This is a genomic window from Thermodesulfovibrionales bacterium (assembly GCA_026417875.1).
Taxonomy (GTDB): Bacteria; Nitrospirota; Thermodesulfovibrionia; order Thermodesulfovibrionales; family CALJEL01; genus CALJEL01.
The window spans coordinates 1-20,972 of record JAOACK010000029.1; the positions used below are offsets into that span (position 1 = coordinate 1).

The following is a 20,972-nucleotide window of genomic DNA, read 5'->3' on the forward strand; positions in this document are numbered from 1 at the left end:
ATCCTGTACAGTCCTCTGGCAGTCAGAGAAAAGATGGCTGAATCACCATCAAGTACATTAAAAGTAACTATTCTATATTCACCATTATATATAAATTCTCCTCTCACTTCCTTTAAAGAATCCAGAGGATTGAGGCTTTTCTGTCTTTTTGAATCACCTTTTGCCCTGTAAAGAAACCAGCCGGCAGGAGAGAATATTTTTCCTGAATGAACAAACTCACCTTCCACTTCTCCATCGGGAATAGCAACATTGAGCCCTATAAGCCCCATTATAGCTTTATCGCTCACTCCCTCTGCACTTATATGAAGTCTGAAGTCATGCACAGGTATGGGAATCTCTGCCTCAGCAGTTGCCCTGCCTCCGTAAAGCTCTGCAAATGCATGAGAGAAAAGCAACCTTCCATCATTGTAAGAGAAATCAGTTTTCAGTTCGTTAATCTCAACCTCAAAAAGGTTACCCTTCCTAAGCCATGCCCTCCCCCCAAGAATCGGAGAAAGGGGTGTACCGTGAACTTTTGCATTAAATTTCAAATCACCTATAAGTTTTTCTTTTACAGCCAGAGCCTCCATGAGATTTTCAAGCCTCATATCTCCTTCTGCTTCAAGATTAAAATAGACTCTGGATAAAAATTCTGAAATCCCAGAACTCAAGGATTTAACCCCTAGATATCCCTTTGCCTTCAGGTATCCCTTGTCTTCAGGCGCTGCTTTAATAGAAAGGCCTTCTATAACATCATCCATAAAAACTTTAAGTGCCATTTTTAACTGAGACTCTTTCAGAGGATTAAATCTGCCTGATAAAGTGAGTTCAGACCTTCCTGAGAGAAGTCTTATATCTTTTATATTTATCTCTTCAAGAATACCCTGATAAGCCATCCTTAACGGAAGGGCAAGTTCAGCTCTGAAGGCAATGGATTTCTTAAACCCAGGAAGCATGGTTTCTCCCGAAAGGTTTATCCCGATCTCTTCCCTTAATCTTCCATCCAGCCTTATATTCTTTATAGTCAAGGCTTCAGGCTCCCATATAAACTCACCCCTTGATACATCAATATGTTTTATTAATATCCCTTGACCCGTTTTCTCTCTTCCTTTATACTCCTTAAAATTTTCTACAATAAATTGCACTCTTTCATCATTCATTGCGAGATAGGGATCCCTTACAGAGATCCTCTTTATAACAGGCCTTCCTGTTAGAAAGGATGAGAGCTCAGGATAAACCTTAACTGACCCTATCCTAATTATTCTGTTACCCTTTTCATCCATTAGGCTGAGATTTTTTATTCCCGCATAAAGGGGAAAGACATGGAGATATATTCTGTCTGAAGTAGCGGGATAACCTGATGCAGACTGTATCTCAGGTAGCACAATTTTTTTTAAATAATTTGAAAGATAGGGATTTTCGGGAATGAATAAAAAGGCAAAAATAAAAAGGAATACAATCCCTAAATAGCTCAAATATTTTAATAATTTTATTGTTTTTTTCATACTTTTATTAAAGATTATAACATGTCTACTTTATGATGAGAAAGGAAAGCGTACAACAAAATTTCCGTTTAATTATTATATTTTAGAGAGGGTCAGGCTGAATGCAGCTTAAGTAGAAGCTAAAGCTCTTATATATAAATTTGTCAACGTTAACACTTAACAGTTACAGTACTTTAAAAATTTCTATCTAGAAAGAGTACCTGTCCCATTATGCTCTCTTGGTAAATCTTTTTGCCTGACCCATCTGTAGATAACAAATCTTCCTATTAAGGTACCCAGAAGGGCTCCTCCTAAAACATCCGAGGGAAAATGGGCGCTGTCTTCAATCCTCTCAAAACCAATCCAGGCGGCCAGAATATAAAAAATCAGCCTGAATCTTGGCAAATAGAAAGAAAATATTGTTGCTAACATGAATACAAATGTTGTGTGGCCCGAAGGAAAGGAAGAATATAGATATGTATTTGGAAAGGATGGACCGTAAAATACTGTTTCAAAACCAAGCTTTGGTCTCTGCCTTCCGAGCAGGTGCTTTATCTGTGTTACAAGAATTGTTATTACCAATCCATAGGAAAGGGATCTAAAAATTCTTTTTAAAATTTCTCTGTTTCTTCTGTAATTATTTATAAATCCTAAAATTATTAAATAGGCCACTATTACATAAAGCATATCATAAATAAAATTTGCCAGAGGATCAATCTTCAAAAAGAAAACATAGGTCTGGGGATAATTTATTTTAAAATCCCTTATGCATGTCATGATCTTTTTATCAAGATATAAAAAAAATAAGGGCAGAATAAAAAAAGCATAAAAAAGCAATCTATTTTCTCTGAAAAAGTGCATATCTACCATCATCCTCCAGTAACTGAAAACCATGGGCTTTTAAAAAGTCTCTGTCCCTTGACCTGGCTATTAAAAGCCTTCCTTTAACATTAGCTAACACTCCTTCTATATCACCTGTATAAACAGCCTTACGTTCTGAATAAAAAACTACACTCGGTGCATTTATTCTGTACATAATTATTTTTTCTTCAGGATTTAACTTCCCCCGTGCGTAAATACTGTATTTATAAAGAGTACCCTGAAGATATTGATTTACTGAAGGCAAGGCCTTTAAAGAAAGTATCATTAAAAAAACAAAAACAGGTATCAGAAGAACTAATGGATCCAATTTCTTTACTAAAAGTCCATATATTGATAATAAAGCCATAGCCACCATAATAAAAACTATCCATCTCATCCAGTAAATATCGCTTATTCCAAATTTAACCATATAACCCTCTGAAATCATAAAGGCTATGGCTAGAAGTGACGCCATAATTGCAAGAAGTAACCAAGAAAACCTTCTTAATTTATACTCTTCTTCCGTAATACCGGCTGAAATAATTATTGAAATGGCTGGAATTGCCGGAAGTATATAATTAGGTAGTTTTGTCTTAGAGAAAGAAAAAAATAAGAAGATAAATATAAACCATATAAAAGCAAAAAGTGTTAATGAGCGTAGGGGCTCTCTATGTAATGATTTATTGAAGATGGCAAGCATTGCCTGTGGCATGAAGGCAATCCATGGAAACATACCTATTATAATTACAAGAAGATAGTAGTATATAGGGCCGCTGTGTCCTGAGATCACATCCGTGTATCTCCTGAAGTGGTGTTTTAAAAAAAATGCCTGGAGGAATTCAGTGCCATTTATGAAGATCTGGGCTATGTACCATGGAAAGGCAATTAGCATAAAAAGCAGAAAGGCCTTGAGGTCAACAATCTGTGCAAGACCCTTCAAACCATTTTTAAGAATTAAATAAATGATTCCTATAGTGAAAGGAAATAATATTCCAATCAACCCCTTTGTTAAAAAGGCAAGAGCAGAGAAGGCATAAAAACCGTATATATATCTTTTGTCACTGTAAATAAATAGATAGAAAGATAAAAGAGATAGAGTAACGAAAAGAGTTAATACCATGTCAGTAACAGCTGCATGGGAATAAACCAGGAAGTAAGGAGTAAAAGAAAAGAAAAAAATTGAATAAGTAGAAATTTGTTTATCATATCTTCTGAGAAAAAGAAACAAAAATATGCAAAGGATAAATCCAGCTATGGCTGAAGGAAGTCTGGCAGCAAACTCATTTATGCCGAATATTTTGTAGGTAATTGCCATTAGCCAGTAAAATAATATAGGCTTATCATAGCGATTTTCACCATTGTATGTTGGTGTAATAAAGTTCTTGTTATTAACCATTTCCTTTGTTGCCTGAGCAAAGACAGCCTCATCCACATCAAAAAGGGTGACACTACCAAGTCTAAAAAAAGAGATAAAAAAAATTAAGAGAAATACAGGTAAGAAAAAGGTTTTCATAACATACCTCAAAAATTATTTTTTCATTAAAAAATAAAATTTGAAATTTCAAAAATTTTAAAGTGCTCAACACTAATATTCAGCCAAATTATAATACATGGCTAATAAGTCAATCAAGGATTGAATTGGCTCATTGAGTTCTGATTTAAAATAAAAGTTATCCTTGACATAGAATTATTAATTGTTTACTCTTTATTATGGAAATTGAGGTCACTGATTTTCTTGTAATAGGAAGTGGTGTGGCAGGGCTCAGGGCAGCAATTGAGCTTGCTAAGGCAGGAGAGGTTACGGTAGTAACAAAAGATATCCCAACTGAAACATCCACTGAATATGCCCAGGGCGGTATTGCTGTAGCCCTGAGTGATGAAGACGAGGTAGGAATTCATTATGAAGATACCCTTAGAGCGGGTGACGGTCTCTGCAATGAAGAGGCAGTAAGAATACTCGTTGAGGAAGGCCCCCTGAGGATAATGGAACTCATAGAATGGGGAGCTCAATTTGATAGAGAGGGCTCAAAACTTGCCTTTACCCAGGAGGCTGCCCATTCAAAAAGACGAGTCCTCCATGCCAGGGGAGATTCCACAGGAAAGGAGCTCGAAAGGGTTCTTTTAAATAAAGTAAAGACCTTCGGCAATGTAAGGCAATATTCCCATACCTTTACCGTTGACCTTATCGTTGAAGACGGTGAATGCAGAGGTGCCTTTATCTTGAAAATGAAAGAAAAAAAAATTACTGCCATACTTGCAAAGGCTGTGGTCCTTGCTACCGGTGGAGCAGGTCAGGTCTATGAGCGAACAACAAATCCCTTAGTTGCCACAGGTGATGGAATGGCAATGGCACTAAGGGCAGGTGTTACACTCAGGGATATGGAATTTGTTCAGTTCCATCCTACTGCCCTTTATCTTAAAGGTGCACCCAATTTTCTCCTTACAGAGGCTATGCGAGGTGAAGGAGCCGTACTTAGAAATACAGATGGAGAACAATTTATGAAAAGATATACTCCAATGGCAGAGCTCGCTCCAAGGGATATTGTATCAAGAGCAATAATATCAGAGATGGTTAGGACTGGAAGCTCACATGTCTATCTTGACCTCAGGCATATGAGCCCTGATTTTGTCAGAAAGAGATTTCCTACAATATATAACACTTGCCTTGGTTTCGGAATTGATATAACAAAGGACCTTATTCCTGTAAGTCCTGCTGCTCATTATATTATGGGTGGAGTTAAGACAGACCTTGATGGAAGGACAGATATAAAAGGACTTTATGCTGCAGGTGAGGTTGCCTGCACAGGTGTTCACGGTGCAAACAGGCTTGCAAGCAACAGTCTTCTTGAAGGACTGGTCTATGGTGCCAGGACAGGAATTGCAGCGAAAGAGAGAGAAAAGACTGTGGTTAAGACCGAGGTTAAGAAAAATTTCAGATTCAATAAAATAGAGCATGAAAGGCTTAAAAATATAAGATCTGAGCTTAAAAGACTCATGTGGGAAAAGGTTGGAGTGATAAGATGCGGTAAATCCCTTGATGAAGCGATTAATAAACTCAAAGAATGGAATTACATTACTCAATGGGACTATCTTACAAGGGAGGAAGGTGAACTAAAGAACATGCTCTCAGTGGCAGAACTCATAACCCTTTCTGCCCTTGAGAGAAAAGGAAGTGTTGGTGCCCACTACAGGACAGATTTTAAAGACAGAGGGATAAACTGGCAGATGCATGTTGAGATAGTAAAAAGGGATAAGATCGAGGTCAGATTTAAGGAATGACTGGTATTATGAGAAAAACAAAGATCATAGCAACCATAGGTCCCTCCTCTGTTTCAAAGGATGTTATTAAGGCTCTGATTATTGAAGGCATGGATGTGGCAAGGCTTAATTTTTCCCATGGTGACCATGAATTCCACAGAAAGGTCATTAAAAAAATAAGAGCTCTTTCCAAGGCACTTAAACGACCTGTTGCAATCCTCCAGGACCTTCAGGGAATTAAACTCAGGCTCGGTGAGATAGAAGGAGGCTCTGTTGAGCTTAAAAAGGGCTCAAAGCTTATGCTTCATCCCGGAACAGGTAAAGGAAATGAAAAAAGGTTATTCATATCCTACAAAAGACTTCTTGAAGACCTGAAACCGGGTCACAGGGTTCTTATTGACGACGGTCTTATTGAATTAAGGATAAAGAAAAAAACAAGGGATGCCCTTATAGCAGAGGTAATTGAAGGAGGAATAGTAAAGAGTAAAAAGGGTGTAAACTTTCCGCACAGTAATCTTAAGGAAAGGGCATTCACAGAAAAGGATAAAATAGACCTTGAATTCGGTCTCAAAGAAGGTATAGACATTGTGGCACTCTCTTTTGTCAGGGATGCTGAAGACATAGCCATGCTGAAGAAATGGCTCAGAAAGAAAAGGTCTGACATCCCCATCATAGCAAAGATAGAAAAACCAGAAGCCGTAAGAAATATTGAAGAGATACTCAACGAGGTTGATGGAATAATGATAGCCCGCGGAGACCTGGGTGTTGAGCTTCCACCAGAGGAGGTTCCAGTGATACAGAAGGAACTTCTCAAAAAGGCAAATCTAAAGGCAAGACTTACAATAACAGCAACCCAGATGCTAGAGTCCATGACTCTGCATGCAAGACCAACGAGAGCTGAGGCAACTGATGTGGCAAATGCCATTATTGACGGTTCAGATTGCCTTATGCTTTCAGGAGAAACAGCAGTTGGAAGATATCCTGTGGAAGCTGTGAGGATGATGAAGAAGATAATTATTCACACAGAGGCATCAATGGAGATAGAAAAAACAATCCCTGCCTATGAATACGGTTTTCCTGAAGCAATTGCTCACGCAGCCTGCTCTGTATCTAAGGACATAAATATAAAATACATAGTGGCATTCACAAAGACAGGTTTTACAGCAAGGCTTCTTTCAAAGTTCAGGCCACCTGTACCTGTAATTGCCCTTACACCTTATGAAAGAGTATTAAGAAGAATGAGCATCTACCATGGAGTAATGCCCATGCTCATGAGGAGACTGAACTCAACTGATGAGCTTATCAATGAAGTGGAAAAATCCCTTACTAAACAGGGACTCCTCATTAAAGGAGACACAATTGTTATAACAGGAAGCCTTCCGCCAACCTTCATCGAAGGAAAGACCAATTTTATGAAGATTCACAGGATAGAATAAAATTTGGATTTATTTAAGGTGTTGTTCCTCCAGAAGGTCCAGCAACCTCAAAAGTAGCACTTCCAAAAACTGTTCCGCTTGTCACTGTAATATCCCCTTTATATTTGTGATACAGAGCTCCTGTTGTTCCACAATTCTGATAACAACCAGCAAGATATTCCACGCAGAACCTGTAAACTCCATAGTCATCTGTCTCAGCATAATAAGGTCCATTCACATATTTATTGCTTTGACAGGATCCATCGATAAAGCGAAAATAATTAGTTACAGGGTATGCAAAGGGAAAGGATATCTGAAACCTAACCCTTCCAATAGGGATATCGTTGGAGTCTCTCACTATCACAGAGTAGTCCTTTCTTAGATAGGTTTCAGGAATATCAGGTGTATCAGTAAATTCTGCCGGATTTATAGTTATTGTTGAGCCTGGAGGTGCAATTATTGAATCACCTGGCAAATCAAGCTCTGTACCACAGCTTGAGGCAAGGAAAATTATCATAAAGAGAATTACCAAAAAAAATCTCTTCATTCATTCCTCCTATTTAATTACCCTTGGTGTTATAAATATCAGTAGCTCACTTGTGTCTTCTGATTCCCTTCTTTTCTTAAAGAGCCATCCGAGTATTGGTATCTTGCTTAATAAAGGAACTCCACCTTCAGAGACCTGTTCTGTCTTTTTGAAAATGCCACCTATAACAAGGGTCTCTCCATCCTTAATTAGGACATCCGTAGATGCCTGTTTTGTATCAATCGTAGGTATTCCACCAACAAGCCTTGTAAAATCTGGCTCATCCTTTTTAGTATCAAGGGTCATCTGGATGGAGCCATCTGGTGTGATATGGGGTTTTACCTTAAGCTCAAGAACAGCATTAAGGGTCGTTGTCTGGGTTCCCTCTGCAGACACTGTCTGGACAGGTATCTGCTTACCCTGTCTTATAATTGCCTCCTTGTTATCAAGGGTAACTATCCTTGGATTGGATACAACCTTTCCTTTACCTGTTCCCTCAAGGGCTGAAAGCTGAAGATCAAGACTCAGTGTTCTCTGGGCATTTATGTATCCAAGCCCTATTGCTCCACCACTACCCTGTGTAACAGCAGCAGGAAGATTGACCATAAAATTTGTACCCGTAAATCCTGAACCTCCTGGCAAACCAGCAGGTCCACCAATCCTGAGAAGGGTATTTGGTGAAAGCCAGTTTATACCCCACTGAATACCAAGCTCACGGACAAAATTGCTATTTACCTCCACTATCCTTGCATCTATAAGGACCTGTGGAGTGGGTTTATCAATGGATTTAAGGAGTTTTTCTATCTCGGGAAAGGCTGACTCAACATCTCTTATTATAAGAGAGCTTGTCCTTGTATCTATGCTTATGCTGCCCCTGGGAGAAAGGGCCTTTGCGTCTTTAATGAATTTTTCCACATCCTTTGGGTCTGCAAAGTTCACGGAATAAACTTTTGTAACAAGTGGCTCTGCCTTTATACCAGCCTCAGCTGCCTTTGCCTTTTCTTCATATTCCCTTGCAAGTACAGCATGGGGAGCTATCCTCATAACATTACCTTCAACAATAGCATCAAGTCCATGGGTCTTAAGTATTAAATCAAGTGCCTGGTCCCAAGGAACATTTAATAATTTAAGGGTGATCTTTCCCTTTACATCTGGATGAATCACGACATTGTAGCCACTCACATCTCCTATTAATCTCAGTATGGCAGTTATGTCTGCATCCTGAAAATCAAGAGAGATCTTTTTGCCCTTATACTTAACAGGCTGTACAGGTATCTCTACAGGTGTTACCGCTTTATCCTCTACCTTTTGAGTCTTTGCTTCAGCCTGAACCTCTGACTTTATCTCAGCTTCAACTGTCTTTTCGATCTTTACATCTTTCTTCTCAACATTAACCCGCTCCACGGCTTCTGTCATCACTGCCACAACAAGTCTATCACCCCGGCCACTTACCTCATAAGAAGTTTTTTCAGACATGTCAAGAACGATTCTCGTTTTATCAGGATGTTTTCCTATTCTTATAGACCTAAGTGGTGCAATGGCCTCAGGTGCCTTTGCTTTTGAGACAGTGCCTGCAATGTCTATGACAATCCTTTTGTCAAGTGGAAAGACATTTGGCTTGAGTTCTCCATCTCCCAGTATCTCAACCTCTACTATTCCGTTCTTTTTTGAAAGTTTTATGTCCCTTATCTCCTTAGCAGGTGGTAGCACCGGTTGAACATCCTCTGCCTTTTTTTCCTCAGGAGCAGTAACCGTCGATTTCTCTTCAACAGGTAAGAGCTCTATCTTTTCAGGTTCTTCTGGTAAAGCCTCGGCTACAGGTTGTGATTCTTCAATAAATCTTACAGTAAGCACATTGTCTCTAAATTCTGCCTCTTCTTTTAAAGGTGCCTGAAGAGCTATCTCGAGTTTTAGACCCCTTCCTTCCATCAAAAATACAGCAATCTCAGTAATTCCCTTTTTATCGGAAGTAATCTTTTCGCCAGGTACAAGTACCCCTGGAGCTACATCCTGAAGCTCTGCTATTAATTTGAATGGATCTTCTGTTGATCTATATATGGTATAACTGAAGGGCCTGTTTGCTTCTATACTAAGGGTGTTATCTTCTATGATAATTCCTGTTATGGCTGCCTGCTCCGCTGGTTTCACCTGACCTTTTGTAGCACAGGCAGAAAAAGAAAGGATAAAGATTGAAAATAAAATTAAAAATTTTATAAAGGAAACCTTTTTCATCTATTCCTCCTCCCGGAGTTTCAGGGTGAAATCCCTGGCTCTTACAACTCCTCTGTAATCTTTTATAAACTCCCTTATATATACAGCCTTAGGTTCAATTCTCATAACCTTACCATTATGAATACCAACTGTTGTACCTTCTTTTATTGTATAGGACTTGCCATCTGGTACTGTCACCATGGCATATCTCTCATTCTTATTCCAGACTATGGCAATGAGTCTGAATTCATCTACAGAATAACTTTCCAGAGGATGGAGTCCTCTCGGTTTTTTCGCCTCTGCCTCCTTTGCCTTCAGAACAAGGGATGTAAAGGGATCCCTCTGCGGCGGATTGAATGCCACTATCTCTTCAGAAGGCTTCTCCTCTTCCAATTTTATCTCTTCCTTCTGAACTTTTTGCGTCTTTGGAGCAGGAGTCCCGGCAGGTTTCTTTTTACAGGATATAAGAGGAGCAAGGAAGAGTAAAAAACTTAATAAAATAGCTAGTATCTTCACTTCTTAGCTCCTGTCTTCTGAAGTTCTTCCTCGGGTATTGCTGAAAAGGTAACCACTCGGAAGGCTATCTTAAGCTCTGCCTCCTCTTTCTGCTTCTGGAAAGTCATCTTCATATCAGGCACATTCACTATCCTCTTCATGAAGGCAACCCTGTTTAAGAAGCTTCCGAAATTATTAAAGCTTCCTACTGCCTCTATTGTAACAGGTATCTCATAGACTATGTTACTTGGATGTGTCTTCTTTTCAGCAGGTTTCCAGAGTGTTATCTCAAGTCCGGCATTCTGGCCAAACTGGGAGACCTCCCTGAGAAGACCTGATACCTCCTTTTCTTCAGGTAATTGTTCAAGGAGCTCGGCAAGCCTCTTTTTGAGAAGTTCATTTTCCTTTATCAGGATATCCAGTCTCTCTGCCTTTGCCCTTTTGTCTGCAATCTCTGTCCTCTGTTTATTTATATCAGCTTCAAGCCTGTTAATTACTTTCAGTTTTGGATTTACCAGAAGGATGAATGCAAGAATCAATATAACCACAGGCAATCCAAACATTATCAGGAGTTTTACCGGTTTTGGAAGTGCATTTAGATCTATCTTCTTTGCCATAATTATGCCTTCACTTTAAAGGATATTTTAAATTGATAAACTGATATCTTTTCAATGGTTGTGAGCTTCGTCTCATGGAGATAAACATCTGTAAAAAGATCTGATTTCTTAAGACCATCAACATAACTGACCACATCATCGTTAGTGTAACCATAACCCTCAAGAGTGATGCTGTCTCCGCCATAACTTAAATTTGTTAGCCATACGCCTGGTGGCAGAGCTTTTGATACTTCATTTAATATCTTTACAGGAAAGGACTGATCCTTCCTTAATTTTTCTATTATCTCCTTTCTTTCTTTAAAGGATTTATTGAGTTTTTCAAAGTTCTCCACATCTTTGAGTTTTTTATTAAGTTCAGCTATTTCCTTTTCGTTATTCTTCTTTTCTGCCTCAAGGGAAGATATCTTATTTTTAAGATGAAACATTGCATAAACAATTCCAATAGATGCAAAAAGGCTAAGGAGCACTCCTATTACAATAAAAGAAGGCAGTGGTTTTGGTCTCTTCTTTCTTTTTCTTACTGCAGGAAGAAGGTTTATTCTTATCATCTATCTCCTGGCCTCCTCACAGCAAGACCGACAGCAACTGCAGCAACAGGACCGATTTCGTCTATGAAAATAGGGTCAAATTTTTTTGGAATCTTTATATTTCTGAAGGGTTCAGCTGTCCTCACCTCAATCCCCAGTCTATCAGAAAGTGCCTGACTGAAATTCTTCATTAGGGCTGCCCCTCCACTCAGGATTACCTCATGCACATCCTCTCCGCCCTGAGTTCTGTAATATTCAACTGCCCTGATAACCTCGGCAAATATTTCCTCTGCACCTGACATGATAACCGGTTCAGCATCTTCAATGCTGACTGTTTGCAGGGATACTCCCTTCTTAAGAAGCTCCGCATCTTCATAACTGAGATGAAATTCTCTCTGGAGTGCCTCTGTAATCATATTTGTTCCAGCAGAGCTATCCCTTGCAAGAACAGGAAGTCCTCCTACAACAACACACATATTAATTGTACTTGCACCTATGTTAAAGAGTGCCACGACCCTGTTTGGCTCTATCTCATAATTGAGCTCATACATGTTGCTCAATGCAAATGCCGCCACATCAACCACAACAGGATTTAGCCCTGTTTCTTTAAGCACTGACACATATTCATTAACTGCATCCTTTTTTGCTGCCACAATGGCAACATCCATCTGACCGGCCTCAGGTCTTGGACCAAGAATCTGAAAGTCTATGTTTACCTCATCAATCGGGAAGGGTATATACTGCTCTGCCTCAAACCTTATGGATTCACTCAGTTCTTCTTCCGACATCTCAGGAAGGACTATCCTCTTGACCATCACAGAAGAATGACCTGCAAGAGCAATAGCAACATCCTTTGTCTTTATCTTTTTCTTTTCAAAAAATTCCCTGAGGGTTTCTGAAAGTCTTATTGAATCCATTATGGCACCGTCAACTATTACATCATGTGGAAGGGGATAGGAATCAAAGAACTGGAGCTCATAACCTGTTTTATGCTCTCTGAGCTCAACAGCCTTTATTAGACTAGAACCAATATCAAGACCTAGAACCCGTCTCTTACCGAGACCTATATTAAATGGCATAATTTATCCTTACCAAAATCTGAAGCATTTGTCAAGTATTTTTTTAAAAAATTCCAAGCCTTGCCATAAAAATCTTAGAAAACACTTTAAGCCAGTTTTAAATAGGTACCCCAATCCTGTTATAATCTCAAAAAGGGGTAAGGATTGACCATTAAGAGTTATTCAGAAAGAGAAACCCTTGAGGCTGGAGAAAGGCTGGGCAGGCTTTTGAGAGAAAAACTAAAAAAATCCAGAAATTTAAGGCCCTTTGTGTGTCTTTACGGAGAGCTCGGTTCTGGAAAGACTGTATTTATAAAGGGTCTTGCAAGTGCCTTTGGAATCTCTCCAAGAGATATAGGAAGTGCAAGTTTTGTCCTCGCTTCCGAATACAGAAGCGATCCACCTTTCTGCCATATAGATCTCTACAGGATTGAGGATATTGAAAAGGAAGAATGGATATGGGATTATATCGAAAAGGATATATGTGCAGTAGAGTGGGCAGAAAGGATTAAAGAGATTCCTGAAAATGCTATAAGGGTATATATTAAAACTGTAAAAGAGAATGAAAGGGAGATCACCATTGAGGGTATCAGTGAAGAGGATTGGCATAATCTCAAAGACTGGCAGACCTGAGCCTATAGAGATACTGGAGGACCTCCTTGTCTGGCTGAAAAATTCAGGCATTGAAATAGTACTTGACAAAGAAACAGCAGAAAAACTCCAGATAAATGGCACTTCCAGGCAGGAGATACCGGATCTTGTTGACCTTATAATAGTACTTGGTGGAGATGGTACGTTGCTCAGTGTTGCAAGACTTGTGGCTGGAAGGGATGTCCCCATCCTTGGAGTAAACCTGGGGACACTGGGATTTCTCACAGAAGTATCAAGGGATGAAATAAAAGATGCAATAGGTAAACTCCTCAAGGGTGAATATTCAATTGAAAAAAGAATAATGCTCCTGGCAAAAGTTATAAGAAATGGCAAAGAGATATCAACCAATAATGTTCTCAATGATGTAGTGATAAATAAAGGAGCCCTTGCAAGGATAATTGACCTTGAAACCTTTATAGATGAAAGATTTGTTACCCTCTTTAAGGCAGATGGCCTGATAGTGTCAACTCCAACAGGTTCAACTGCATATAATCTATCTGCAGGTGGACCTATTATATATCCCACACTTGATTGCATGGTCCTCACACCTATATGTCCCCACACCCTTACAAACAGACCAATTGTGCTTCCTGGAAGTTCAAAGATAGAGGTAAGATTGCGCTCGGAGAGTCAGGATGTTTATCTCACCCTTGATGGTCAGATTGGTTTTAATCTAATGCGAAATGACAGTGTTATAATTACAAAGGCAGATTTCAGAATCAGCCTCGTGATACCTCCAGAGAAGAACTATTTTGAGATACTGAGAACCAAGCTGAGCTGGGGTGGGATGCTTGGTTCTGAGACTAAAAATCCTGCAGTATAGATATGAGACATCTTGGTGAGTTTATAACAGTCCTTGAGTTTATTGAAAAACTCGGCTTCGACCTGATACCGAAAATTGATATTTCTCCACTCAATCCCAAGCACTCCCAGTTAGAAGATCTGAGGAATGAGATCGGAGACTGCAAAAGATGCAAGCTGTCAAAATATAGAAAGACCATAGTCTTTGGTGAAGGTGCTCCTGACTCCAGTCTTATGTTTATAGGTGAGGCACCTGGAGAGGAAGAAGACAGACAGGGAAGGCCATTTGTGGGAGATGCTGGACAGCTTCTGACAAGACTTATTGAAAAGATGGGATTCAGTAGAGAGGAGCTCTATATAACCAATACAGTGAAATGCAGACCACCCAATAACAGAGAACCTGAAGAGGACGAAATTAAGACATGTATACCCTTTTTAAAAAAACAGATAGAGATCATAAAGCCCTTAGTAATCATGACCCTGGGAACAGTTGCTACAAGGTCACTGCTATTTCTGAATAAACAGGAGAGTGCAGAACTGAAAAAAGGCAAAAGGACTGGTATAACTGATTGGCGGGGGAAGGTTTATTATTATCAGAATATACCAGTGGTGCCTACCTTTCANCCAGCTTATCTACTTAGAAATCCCAGAGACAAAAAACTCACCTGGCAGGATGCTCAGATAGTCCTGAAGCTTTTAAAAAAAACATCAACCTGATATAATTAAAAAACGAAATATGATTAAACCTGAAGGGCCATAAGATGGATAAAATAAAAAACCCGCTTAAAGACAGCAAATACAATAAATCGAAAGAAATAACTTATGCAATACCTTTACAGGCAGAAGAAGGGGATTCTATCCTCATATACCCTTTGAAGGTGCATTTATGAAAGTGCTCTGGGCACCCTGGAGGATGGAGTATATACTTGCTAAAAAACCTGAAGGCTGTATATTTTGTGATATGCCTTCAGAGAATAATGATCCAAAAAACTTTATCCTTAAAAGAGCAGTTTACTGTTATGTAATAATGAATAAATATCCTTACAATAACGGACATCTCATGATTGTTCCCTTCAGGCATGTCCCTGACCTTAATGGTCTTGAAAAACACGAAATGCTTGAGATAATGGAACTAACTAGGCTATCGATAAATTGCCTGAGGGAGGCATTTCTTCCTGATGGATTCAATATTGGAATAAATCTGGGCAGGATTGCTGGAGCCGGTATCGAAGCCCATCTTCATATACAGATAGTTCCGAGATGGGCTGGAGATTCAAGCTTCATGGCAGTCTTTGATGAGACAAGGGTCATTCCGGAGCATCTTGAGGCAACTTACAAAAAACTCTTGCCCCTTTTTGAAAAATGCACTTTATAAAGAATCCCTCTTGACCCTCCTGTAATGATGGAAGGACCGAAATTCTTTTACCATGTCTTTTAGAGAAAAGATTAAAACAAGACTTTCAAGGGAAAGGGGAACTGTATACAAAGATCCGGGTGGAAAGGTGTCTGTATGTCTTGTCTATCCTGATATCTATCATATCGGGATGTCAAATCTGGGATTTCAGGGCATATACGGACTTATAAATTCAAGAAAGGACTCCCTATGTGAAAGGGCCTTTCTACCTGATGCGGATGATCTGGAAGAGTTAATGAAAAGAAATTCCACACTCATCTCCTATGAATCCATGAGACCCTTACCAGAGTTTGATGTCATTGCCTTCAGTATATCCTTTGAAAATAATTTTCCTGATGTTCTGAAAATCCTTAAACTCTCGCATCTTCCTCTTAAGAGTTATGAAAGATCTGAAAGGGCCCCTATGATTGTAGCGGGCGGAATGGCAATGACTTCCAACCCTGAGCCCCTTGCTGAATTTTTTGACCTCATTATGCTCGGAGATGGTGAATTGCTGATACCTCCCTTTCTTGATGCTGTGAGGGAATGGAGATTTAAAGGATTTAAAAAAACAGATATACTTAAAGAACTTGCAAGACTTGATGGTTTTTATATACCTTCTGGTTATGAGGTAAGATACGAAAATGAGAGAATAGTAAGCAGAAAAAATAAAGAGGGATATCCTGAAATTATAAAGACCCCTGTTCTCAGGGATCTTGACAGAGGAGTGAAACACTCAATCCTTACTCCTGAAACAGAATTCTCAGACATGCATCTCATAGAGGTTATGAGAGGATGTCCCTGGAGATGCAGATTCTGTCTCACAGGCAACATTACACGATTAAGGATAAGGTCACTTGAAAGTGTATTGCAGGAGGTCAGGGATTCTAATGCATCAAGATTCGGAATAATAGGATCGTCACTGACAGACTACAGGTATATAAAAGAGCTCCTTCAACATGAAGGTGTTGATTTTTCAATCACCTCTCTAAGGGCATCACCAAAGGCTGCAGAGATAATAGCATTGCTTAAAAACAAGAAAAGTGTATCCATAGCACCTGAGGCTGGATCAGAAAGACTTAGGCGACTGATAAATAAGAACATAAAAGAAGAGGATATTCTTCATACATCAGAACTTTTATTTAAGGAAGGTATCGAGAATCTAAGACTCTATTTCATGATAGGTCTTTTTGAAGAAACAGATGACGATATTATTTCTATTGTTGAACTTATTAAAAAAATAAGGTCCCTATCAAAAAGGGGTTTTATATCCTTGAGTATAAGTATTTTTGTTCCAAAACCTCACACACCTTTTGAACGTGCCCCTATGCAAAGACCTGAGATAATTAAAAAGAGGCTGAATATTATTAAAAAAGGTTTAAGGGGATTAGAACATGTGAGAGTTCTCCATGAAGTTCCAAAGTATTCCTACATGCAGGGACTCTTCGCACAGGGTTCAAGAAGGATAGGATATGTGATTGAAGAGATGCTTAATGAACCTGACTGGCAGGAGGCATGTAGGAAAAGAGAAATTGATCCCGAATTCTACATCTTTAGAAGAAAAGACCCTAATGAAGTCCTGCCATGGGATTTTATAGAATATTAAATCATGAATTCCTTTATTGAAAGAGTATCCAGTGTCTACAAACGTATCTGCCACGCTGCCATGAGGGCTGGACGGAGTCCTGAGGAAATAAAACTCATAGCCGTCACAAAGACTGTACCGGTAGAAAAAATCCTGGAGGCGGTAGAGGCAGGTCTGAGGATATTCGGTGAAAACAGGGTGCAGGAGGCAAGGGATAAGATTCCTGTGATAATGAATAAATGTGAAGGCCTGAAAATCTCCTGGCACATGATAGGAACCCTTCAGAAAAACAAGGCAAAGTATGCTGTAAAGCTTTTTGACATGATTCATTCAGTTGATTCTGAAGAGCTTGCCTTAGAGATAAACAGACAGGCTGAAAAGATTAGTAAGATTCAGGATATCTTGATAGAAGTTAAGCTTTCTCCTGAGGAGACAAAGCATGGAATAAAACCTGAAAAGCTCTTTAAGCTTCTGGACTTTATATCTTCACTGAAAAATCTAAATATAAAAGGACTCATGACTGTACCGCCATATTCTGAAAATCCGGAGGACTCGAGACCTTATTTCAGAAAACTAAGGAATTTACTTGAAGAGGCAAATATAAGGGGATTTAATATTAAAGAGCTCTCTATGGGAATGTCCGGAGATTTTGAGATAGCCATAGAAGAGGGTGCAACCATGGTCAGGATAGGAACGGCCATCTTTGGAGAGAGAAAACAGTAAAATTAACCATGAAAATTTATTCTAAAGTCTCCTCCGAAAGTCTCTGCTTGATCTCTTCAATTAATCTCAGGCTGTCCTCAGCTGCTTCCTTCTGTACCTTCTGTATAGCAAATCCAGCATGGACAAGCACATAATCGCCAACCTCTACCTCCTCAGGAAGAAGCAACAGGCTGACCTTAAGCCTTGTACCCTGAGAATCAACAGTAGCAATAAGGTCTTCTTTATGAATTATCTTTGACGGAACTGCAAGACACATCTATGCCTGTCTCCCTTGTCTCTACTCCCCATAATCTCAATTTATCAACAATACTCCGCAGAAGTTCTTCCTTTTTTGAGGCTATTGTAGAAGAAAGTTCTAAACCTGTCTCAAGTGTATAAGGTTGAATTCCAATAAGGCATATCTCCTCTGGCATTATCCCGAGCATCTGAGCAGCAAGAAGAACCTCTCCAAGACCTATGTGGTGAACAGAAAGCTTGGAATGAAGTATCGTCGGAATCTCACTTTTTTCAAGTATTCCAATATAGCCAGGCTCCCTTCCAAAATCAACGGCATCCACTATGAGAACCTTTTCTCTACTCTCAAAGAGTGGAAGAAGGTCAAGACCCTTTGTGCCACCGTCAACAATCTCTATATCGGGAAAGAAAGTGTACCTCTCCCTCAGCTCTTCTACAACACGAACTCCTATCCCTTCATCGCTTAAAAGTATATTTCCGAGTCCAAGAACAAGTATCTTCACTCAGTCTTCAATCCTCAATTACCTTATAACCGCTGAATATGGAACTAATAACACCGCTTTTCTCAGCACGATCAACAAACCAGCTGATGTAAACATGTATAAGAACAAAGGCAATTATTAACCACATTATTAGATGATGATAAAGTCTCAGGGTATTATCAACAAAAAATGTTAAAAGCCATCCGCCTGCAAGTTTCCAGATAAAGCCAACATGGCTCTGAGAATAAAGAGCGAAGCCTGTTAATATCTGTATTATGAATAATATAAAAAGACCGAAATAGGCATAGGCTGCAAGTGCTGCATGACCTGGCTTCTTTAAAGCTGGCGGCACATCCTTCTTTAAAAGCAAATAAAATTGCAAGATCTGAAAAACATCCTTTATCTTTTCAATAGAAAAGGGATTAAATACCCTCCAGCCGGCATATGGATTGCCTGCAAAGGCCCAGTAGATTCTTATAATAAAACTGAAGGTAAATACATAAGCAAAGACAAAGTGAAGAAACCTCATCCATCCCATTATGTACTGAGTTGAGCTGTGGGCATGTATAAAGGGATTGCCTATGTAGTAACCTGTTATTGAAAGCATTATTATTGAGAGGACATTTAACCAGTGGGTCAGTCTTACAGGAAATTCCCATACATAAACCCTTTTAAGCATGAAGACCTCCTTTTTAAATTAAGGGGGCCTGAGGCCCCCTAAACCTTATACAATCCTTATTTTCACTACTTCCTTTCCCTTTGCATCAACTACATGTACTGCACAGGCCATACAGGGATCAAAGGAATGGATTGTTCTGAGGATCTCCACAGGCCTTTCTGGATCATGAACAGGTGTATTAATAAGTGAAGCCTCATAAGGACCCCTCTGACCTTTTGCATCCCTTGGAGAGCCATTCCATGTGCTTGGCACAACACATTGATAATTAACAATCTTTCCATCCTTTATCTTCACCCAATGACCGAGTGCTCCTCTTGGAGCCTCATAGAATCCGTATCCCTGTGCCTCCTTTGGCCATGTGGATGGATCCCACTTATCTCCATTATGAATTTTTAGATCACCCTTCTTCATATTCTCTGCAAGCTCATTTATCCACACAGGTAGCATTTCTGCTGTAATCAAGGTCTCTACACCTCTTGCAGCTACCCTTCCAAGTGTTGAAAAGAGGGCAGATGGTCCTACACCAAGGTATTTGAGAACACTATCTATTACCTCCTTTACCCTCTTATGACCTGAGGCATATGCAACAAGCATCCTTGCAAGAGGGCCAACCTCCATTGGCATATCCTCGTACCTTGGTGCTTTTATCCAGCTGTATTTTCCGTCTGTATTAAGGAATTCATAAGGAGGTTTTGGTCCTGTGTATTTTGGATTTGTCTCACCATCCCAAGGATGTTTTGCCTTACCATCTCCATCTGAATATTCATACCATGAACGGGTTACATATTCTGTTATCTTTGTATGGTCAACAGGATAGACTTTTGAAAGATCTCTGTTCTTTATAATACCCCTAGGGAAATAGGTATTCGAGGTATTAGACTCTCCATCAAGAGGGAACTGACCGTAAGATAGGTAATTACCAACTCCACCACCATAATTTGCCCATTCTTTATAAAAAGATGCAACAGCAAGAAGATCAGGTATATAAACCTTCTCAACAAATTCATGAGCCTTCTTTGCAAGGCTTAGCATGAAGGCAATACTTCCAGCGTTAAGGGCATTCTGGCTATTTGGATCAACAGGTATGGACATTCCACCAACAAGATAAGTCTGGGCATGGGGATTCTTTGCACCAAGAAGCGCCTGCATCCTTATAACATCCCTCTGCCAGTCGAGAGCCTCAAGATAATGGGCAACTGCCATGAGATTTGCCTCTGGCGGTAACTTATAGGCTGGATGTCCCCAGTAGCCATTTGCAAATATACCGAGCTGCCCTGATTCAACAAAGGTCTTAATTTTTTGCTGGACTGTCCTGAAATAATCTGCTGATGACTTTGGCCAGTCTGAAATGGACTGGGCAAGCTGGGAGGTCTTAACAGGATCAGCCTTAAGGGCACTAACAACATCAACCCAGTCAAGGGCATGGAGATGATAGAAATGTATTACATGGTCCTGTACATACTGAATACCTGAGATAAGATTCCTTATTATTCTTGCATTATCAGGTATTGTTATTCCAAGGGCATTTTCTACCGCTCTCACCGAGGCGGTTGCATGAACTGTTGTTCAAACCCCTCATATTCGCTGAGCAAAAAGCCAGGCATCTCTTGGATCTCTGTCTTTAAGGATAATCTCAAGTCCTCTGAAAGCCGTACTTGCAGCCCAGGCATCAACAACCCTACCACCCTCAACCTTTGCCTCAATCCTGAGGTGGCCTTCAATCCTCGTAATTGGATCAATTGCAATCTTTGCCATAAATACCTCCTCCTTTTTTAAATTTATTTTTCTTCTTTATCACCTTTAACTGCTTTTACAATTGCATGAGCAGCAATACCTGCTGCTGTTGCAGCTGCAAGACCAAGACCGATCTTATCAGCAGTTGATTCAATACCAAATCCTGGAACCTTTGGCAGTCGCTGATAAAATGGTGACATTTTATCCCAGTTATGGTCTGCCGCACAGGCAATGCATCCATGACCTCCCTGTACTGGCC

At 39.7% G+C, this 20,972-nt stretch carries 22 protein-coding genes and 1 pseudogene; 9 read left to right on the forward strand and 14 right to left on the reverse strand.

Annotated features, from left to right (window positions below; all coding sequences use genetic code 11):
• The 3 genes from N2257_06500 to N2257_06510 form a co-directional block, all read right to left on the reverse strand.
• Positions 1-1,484, reverse strand: a 1,484-nt coding sequence (locus tag N2257_06500) for a hypothetical protein (protein ID MCX7794035.1), incomplete at its 3' end; no start/stop codon positions are given.
• Between the two features lie 183 nt (positions 1,485-1,667).
• Positions 1,668-2,240 (reverse strand): phosphatase PAP2 family protein, encoded by a 573-nt coding sequence (locus tag N2257_06505; GenBank protein MCX7794036.1) that lies wholly within the window; start codon positions 2,238-2,240, stop codon positions 1,668-1,670.
• Positions 2,241-2,301: 61 nt separating this feature from the next.
• The gene (locus tag N2257_06510; protein ID MCX7794037.1) at positions 2,302-3,837 is read right to left on the reverse strand and encodes a glycosyltransferase family 39 protein; all 1,536 of its coding nucleotides are present in this window, start codon (positions 3,835-3,837) and stop codon (positions 2,302-2,304) included.
• 197 nt (positions 3,838-4,034) lie between these two features.
• Between N2257_06510 and nadB the strand changes: the two genes are divergently transcribed.
• Together nadB and pyk are read left to right on the forward strand one after the other, a co-directional pair.
• Complete coding sequence (gene nadB, locus N2257_06515) at positions 4,035-5,603, forward strand: L-aspartate oxidase (protein ID MCX7794038.1); 1,569 nt, start codon at positions 4,035-4,037, stop codon at positions 5,601-5,603.
• Positions 5,604-5,611: 8 nt separating this feature from the next.
• Positions 5,612-7,018 (forward strand): pyruvate kinase, encoded by a 1,407-nt coding sequence (gene pyk / locus N2257_06520; protein ID MCX7794039.1) that lies wholly within the window; start codon positions 5,612-5,614, stop codon positions 7,016-7,018.
• Between the two features lie 13 nt (positions 7,019-7,031).
• Here pyk and N2257_06525 read toward each other — a convergent pair whose 3' ends face one another.
• From N2257_06525 to N2257_06550, 6 genes are read right to left on the reverse strand one after another with little or no spacing between them, the layout of a single operon-like run.
• On the reverse strand, positions 7,032-7,544 hold the full coding sequence (locus N2257_06525; protein ID MCX7794040.1) for a hypothetical protein: 513 nt from the start codon (positions 7,542-7,544) through the stop codon (positions 7,032-7,034).
• Positions 7,545-7,553: 9 nt separating this feature from the next.
• On the reverse strand, positions 7,554-9,755 hold the full coding sequence (pilQ, locus tag N2257_06530) for a type IV pilus secretin PilQ (GenBank protein ID MCX7794041.1): 2,202 nt from the start codon (positions 9,753-9,755) through the stop codon (positions 7,554-7,556).
• Positions 9,756-10,250 carry a pilus assembly protein PilP gene (locus tag N2257_06535; protein MCX7794042.1) on the reverse strand — a complete coding sequence of 165 codons (495 nt, stop codon included), beginning with the start codon at positions 10,248-10,250 and terminating at the stop codon, positions 9,756-9,758.
• Entirely contained in the window at positions 10,247-10,846 is a 600-nt protein-coding gene (locus N2257_06540) for a type 4a pilus biogenesis protein PilO (GenBank protein ID MCX7794043.1), read from the reverse strand. The genes N2257_06535 and N2257_06540 overlap by 4 nt, the downstream gene beginning before the upstream one ends.
• A gap of 2 nt (positions 10,847-10,848) precedes the next feature.
• Complete coding sequence (locus tag N2257_06545) at positions 10,849-11,394, reverse strand: PilN domain-containing protein (protein MCX7794044.1); 546 nt, start codon at positions 11,392-11,394, stop codon at positions 10,849-10,851.
• Positions 11,391-12,452 (reverse strand): pilus assembly protein PilM, encoded by a 1,062-nt coding sequence (locus N2257_06550; protein MCX7794045.1) that lies wholly within the window; start codon positions 12,450-12,452, stop codon positions 11,391-11,393. The genes N2257_06545 and N2257_06550 overlap by 4 nt, the downstream gene beginning before the upstream one ends.
• Before the next feature lie 144 nt (positions 12,453-12,596).
• Between N2257_06550 and tsaE the strand changes: the two genes are divergently transcribed.
• The 7 genes from tsaE (at position 12,597) to N2257_06585 (ending at position 17,584) form a co-directional block, all read left to right on the forward strand.
• Positions 12,597-13,064: a tRNA (adenosine(37)-N6)-threonylcarbamoyltransferase complex ATPase subunit type 1 TsaE gene (gene tsaE / locus N2257_06555; GenBank protein MCX7794046.1), complete on the forward strand. Its 468-nt coding sequence runs from the start codon at positions 12,597-12,599 to the stop codon at positions 13,062-13,064.
• Positions 13,024-13,905, forward strand: coding sequence for an NAD(+)/NADH kinase (locus tag N2257_06560; GenBank protein MCX7794047.1), 882 nt, complete (start codon positions 13,024-13,026; stop codon positions 13,903-13,905). The genes tsaE and N2257_06560 overlap by 41 nt, the downstream gene beginning before the upstream one ends.
• A 2-nt stretch (positions 13,906-13,907) precedes the next feature.
• Entirely contained in the window at positions 13,908-14,600 is a 693-nt protein-coding gene (locus N2257_06565; protein ID MCX7794048.1) for a uracil-DNA glycosylase, read from the forward strand.
• A gap of 44 nt (positions 14,601-14,644) precedes the next feature.
• On the forward strand, positions 14,645-14,773 hold the full coding sequence (locus tag N2257_06570; GenBank protein MCX7794049.1) for a hypothetical protein: 129 nt from the start codon (positions 14,645-14,647) through the stop codon (positions 14,771-14,773).
• Positions 14,770-15,258, forward strand: coding sequence for an HIT domain-containing protein (locus tag N2257_06575; protein ID MCX7794050.1), 489 nt, complete (start codon positions 14,770-14,772; stop codon positions 15,256-15,258). The genes N2257_06570 and N2257_06575 overlap by 4 nt, the downstream gene beginning before the upstream one ends.
• A 52-nt stretch (positions 15,259-15,310) precedes the next feature.
• Positions 15,311-16,882, forward strand: coding sequence for a radical SAM protein (locus N2257_06580; protein MCX7794051.1), 1,572 nt, complete (start codon positions 15,311-15,313; stop codon positions 16,880-16,882).
• A 3-nt stretch (positions 16,883-16,885) separates the two neighbouring features.
• A complete protein-coding gene (locus N2257_06585; protein ID MCX7794052.1) occupies positions 16,886-17,584 on the forward strand; it encodes a YggS family pyridoxal phosphate-dependent enzyme in 699 nt (232 codons plus the stop codon).
• Between the two features lie 16 nt (positions 17,585-17,600).
• On the opposite strand, the gene N2257_06590 is transcribed toward N2257_06585, so the two are convergent.
• The 5 genes and pseudogenes from N2257_06590 to N2257_06610 all read right to left on the reverse strand — a co-directional run.
• Entirely contained in the window at positions 17,601-17,840 is a 240-nt protein-coding gene (locus N2257_06590; protein MCX7794053.1) for a HypC/HybG/HupF family hydrogenase formation chaperone, read from the reverse strand.
• Entirely contained in the window at positions 17,806-18,321 is a 516-nt protein-coding gene (locus N2257_06595; protein MCX7794054.1) for a HyaD/HybD family hydrogenase maturation endopeptidase, read from the reverse strand. Before N2257_06595 ends, N2257_06590 begins: the two co-directional genes overlap by 35 nt.
• Before the next feature lie 7 nt (positions 18,322-18,328).
• Positions 18,329-18,979: a Ni/Fe-hydrogenase, b-type cytochrome subunit gene (gene cybH / locus N2257_06600; protein MCX7794055.1), complete on the reverse strand. Its 651-nt coding sequence runs from the start codon at positions 18,977-18,979 to the stop codon at positions 18,329-18,331.
• Between the two features lie 45 nt (positions 18,980-19,024).
• A pseudogene (locus N2257_06605) lies at positions 19,025-20,734 on the reverse strand (nickel-dependent hydrogenase large subunit).
• 23 nt (positions 20,735-20,757) lie between these two features.
• Positions 20,758-20,972 (reverse strand): hypothetical protein (locus tag N2257_06610; protein ID MCX7794056.1); only part of this gene is annotated, 215 nt, incomplete at its 5' end.

Bases quoted from the DNA above. Each gene is read 5' to 3' on its own strand.
- N2257_06505 (MCX7794036.1), bottom strand. From the start codon at position 2,240: ATGACATGCATAAGGGATTTTAAAATAAATTATCCCCAGACCTATGTT.
- N2257_06510 (MCX7794037.1), bottom strand. From the start codon at position 3,837: ATGAAAACCTTTTTCTTACCTGTATTTCTCTTAATTTTTTTTATCTCT.
- nadB (MCX7794038.1), top strand. From the start codon at position 4,035: ATGGAAATTGAGGTCACTGATTTTCTTGTAATAGGAAGTGGTGTGGCA.
- pyk (MCX7794039.1), top strand. From the start codon at position 5,612: ATGAGAAAAACAAAGATCATAGCAACCATAGGTCCCTCCTCTGTTTCA.
- N2257_06525 (MCX7794040.1), bottom strand. From the start codon at position 7,544: ATGAAGAGATTTTTTTTGGTAATTCTCTTTATGATAATTTTCCTTGCC.
- pilQ (MCX7794041.1), bottom strand. From the start codon at position 9,755: ATGAAAAAGGTTTCCTTTATAAAATTTTTAATTTTATTTTCAATCTTT.
- N2257_06540 (MCX7794043.1), bottom strand. From the start codon at position 10,846: ATGGCAAAGAAGATAGATCTAAATGCACTTCCAAAACCGGTAAAACTC.
- N2257_06545 (MCX7794044.1), bottom strand. From the start codon at position 11,394: ATGATAAGAATAAACCTTCTTCCTGCAGTAAGAAAAAGAAAGAAGAGA.
- N2257_06550 (MCX7794045.1), bottom strand. From the start codon at position 12,452: ATGCCATTTAATATAGGTCTCGGTAAGAGACGGGTTCTAGGTCTTGAT.
- N2257_06570 (MCX7794049.1), top strand. From the start codon at position 14,645: ATGGATAAAATAAAAAACCCGCTTAAAGACAGCAAATACAATAAATCG.
- N2257_06575 (MCX7794050.1), top strand. From the start codon at position 14,770: ATGAAAGTGCTCTGGGCACCCTGGAGGATGGAGTATATACTTGCTAAA.
- N2257_06580 (MCX7794051.1), top strand. From the start codon at position 15,311: ATGTCTTTTAGAGAAAAGATTAAAACAAGACTTTCAAGGGAAAGGGGA.
- N2257_06585 (MCX7794052.1), top strand. From the start codon at position 16,886: ATGAATTCCTTTATTGAAAGAGTATCCAGTGTCTACAAACGTATCTGC.
- N2257_06590 (MCX7794053.1), bottom strand. From the start codon at position 17,840: ATGTGTCTTGCAGTTCCGTCAAAGATAATTCATAAAGAAGACCTTATT.
- cybH (MCX7794055.1), bottom strand. From the start codon at position 18,979: ATGCTTAAAAGGGTTTATGTATGGGAATTTCCTGTAAGACTGACCCAC.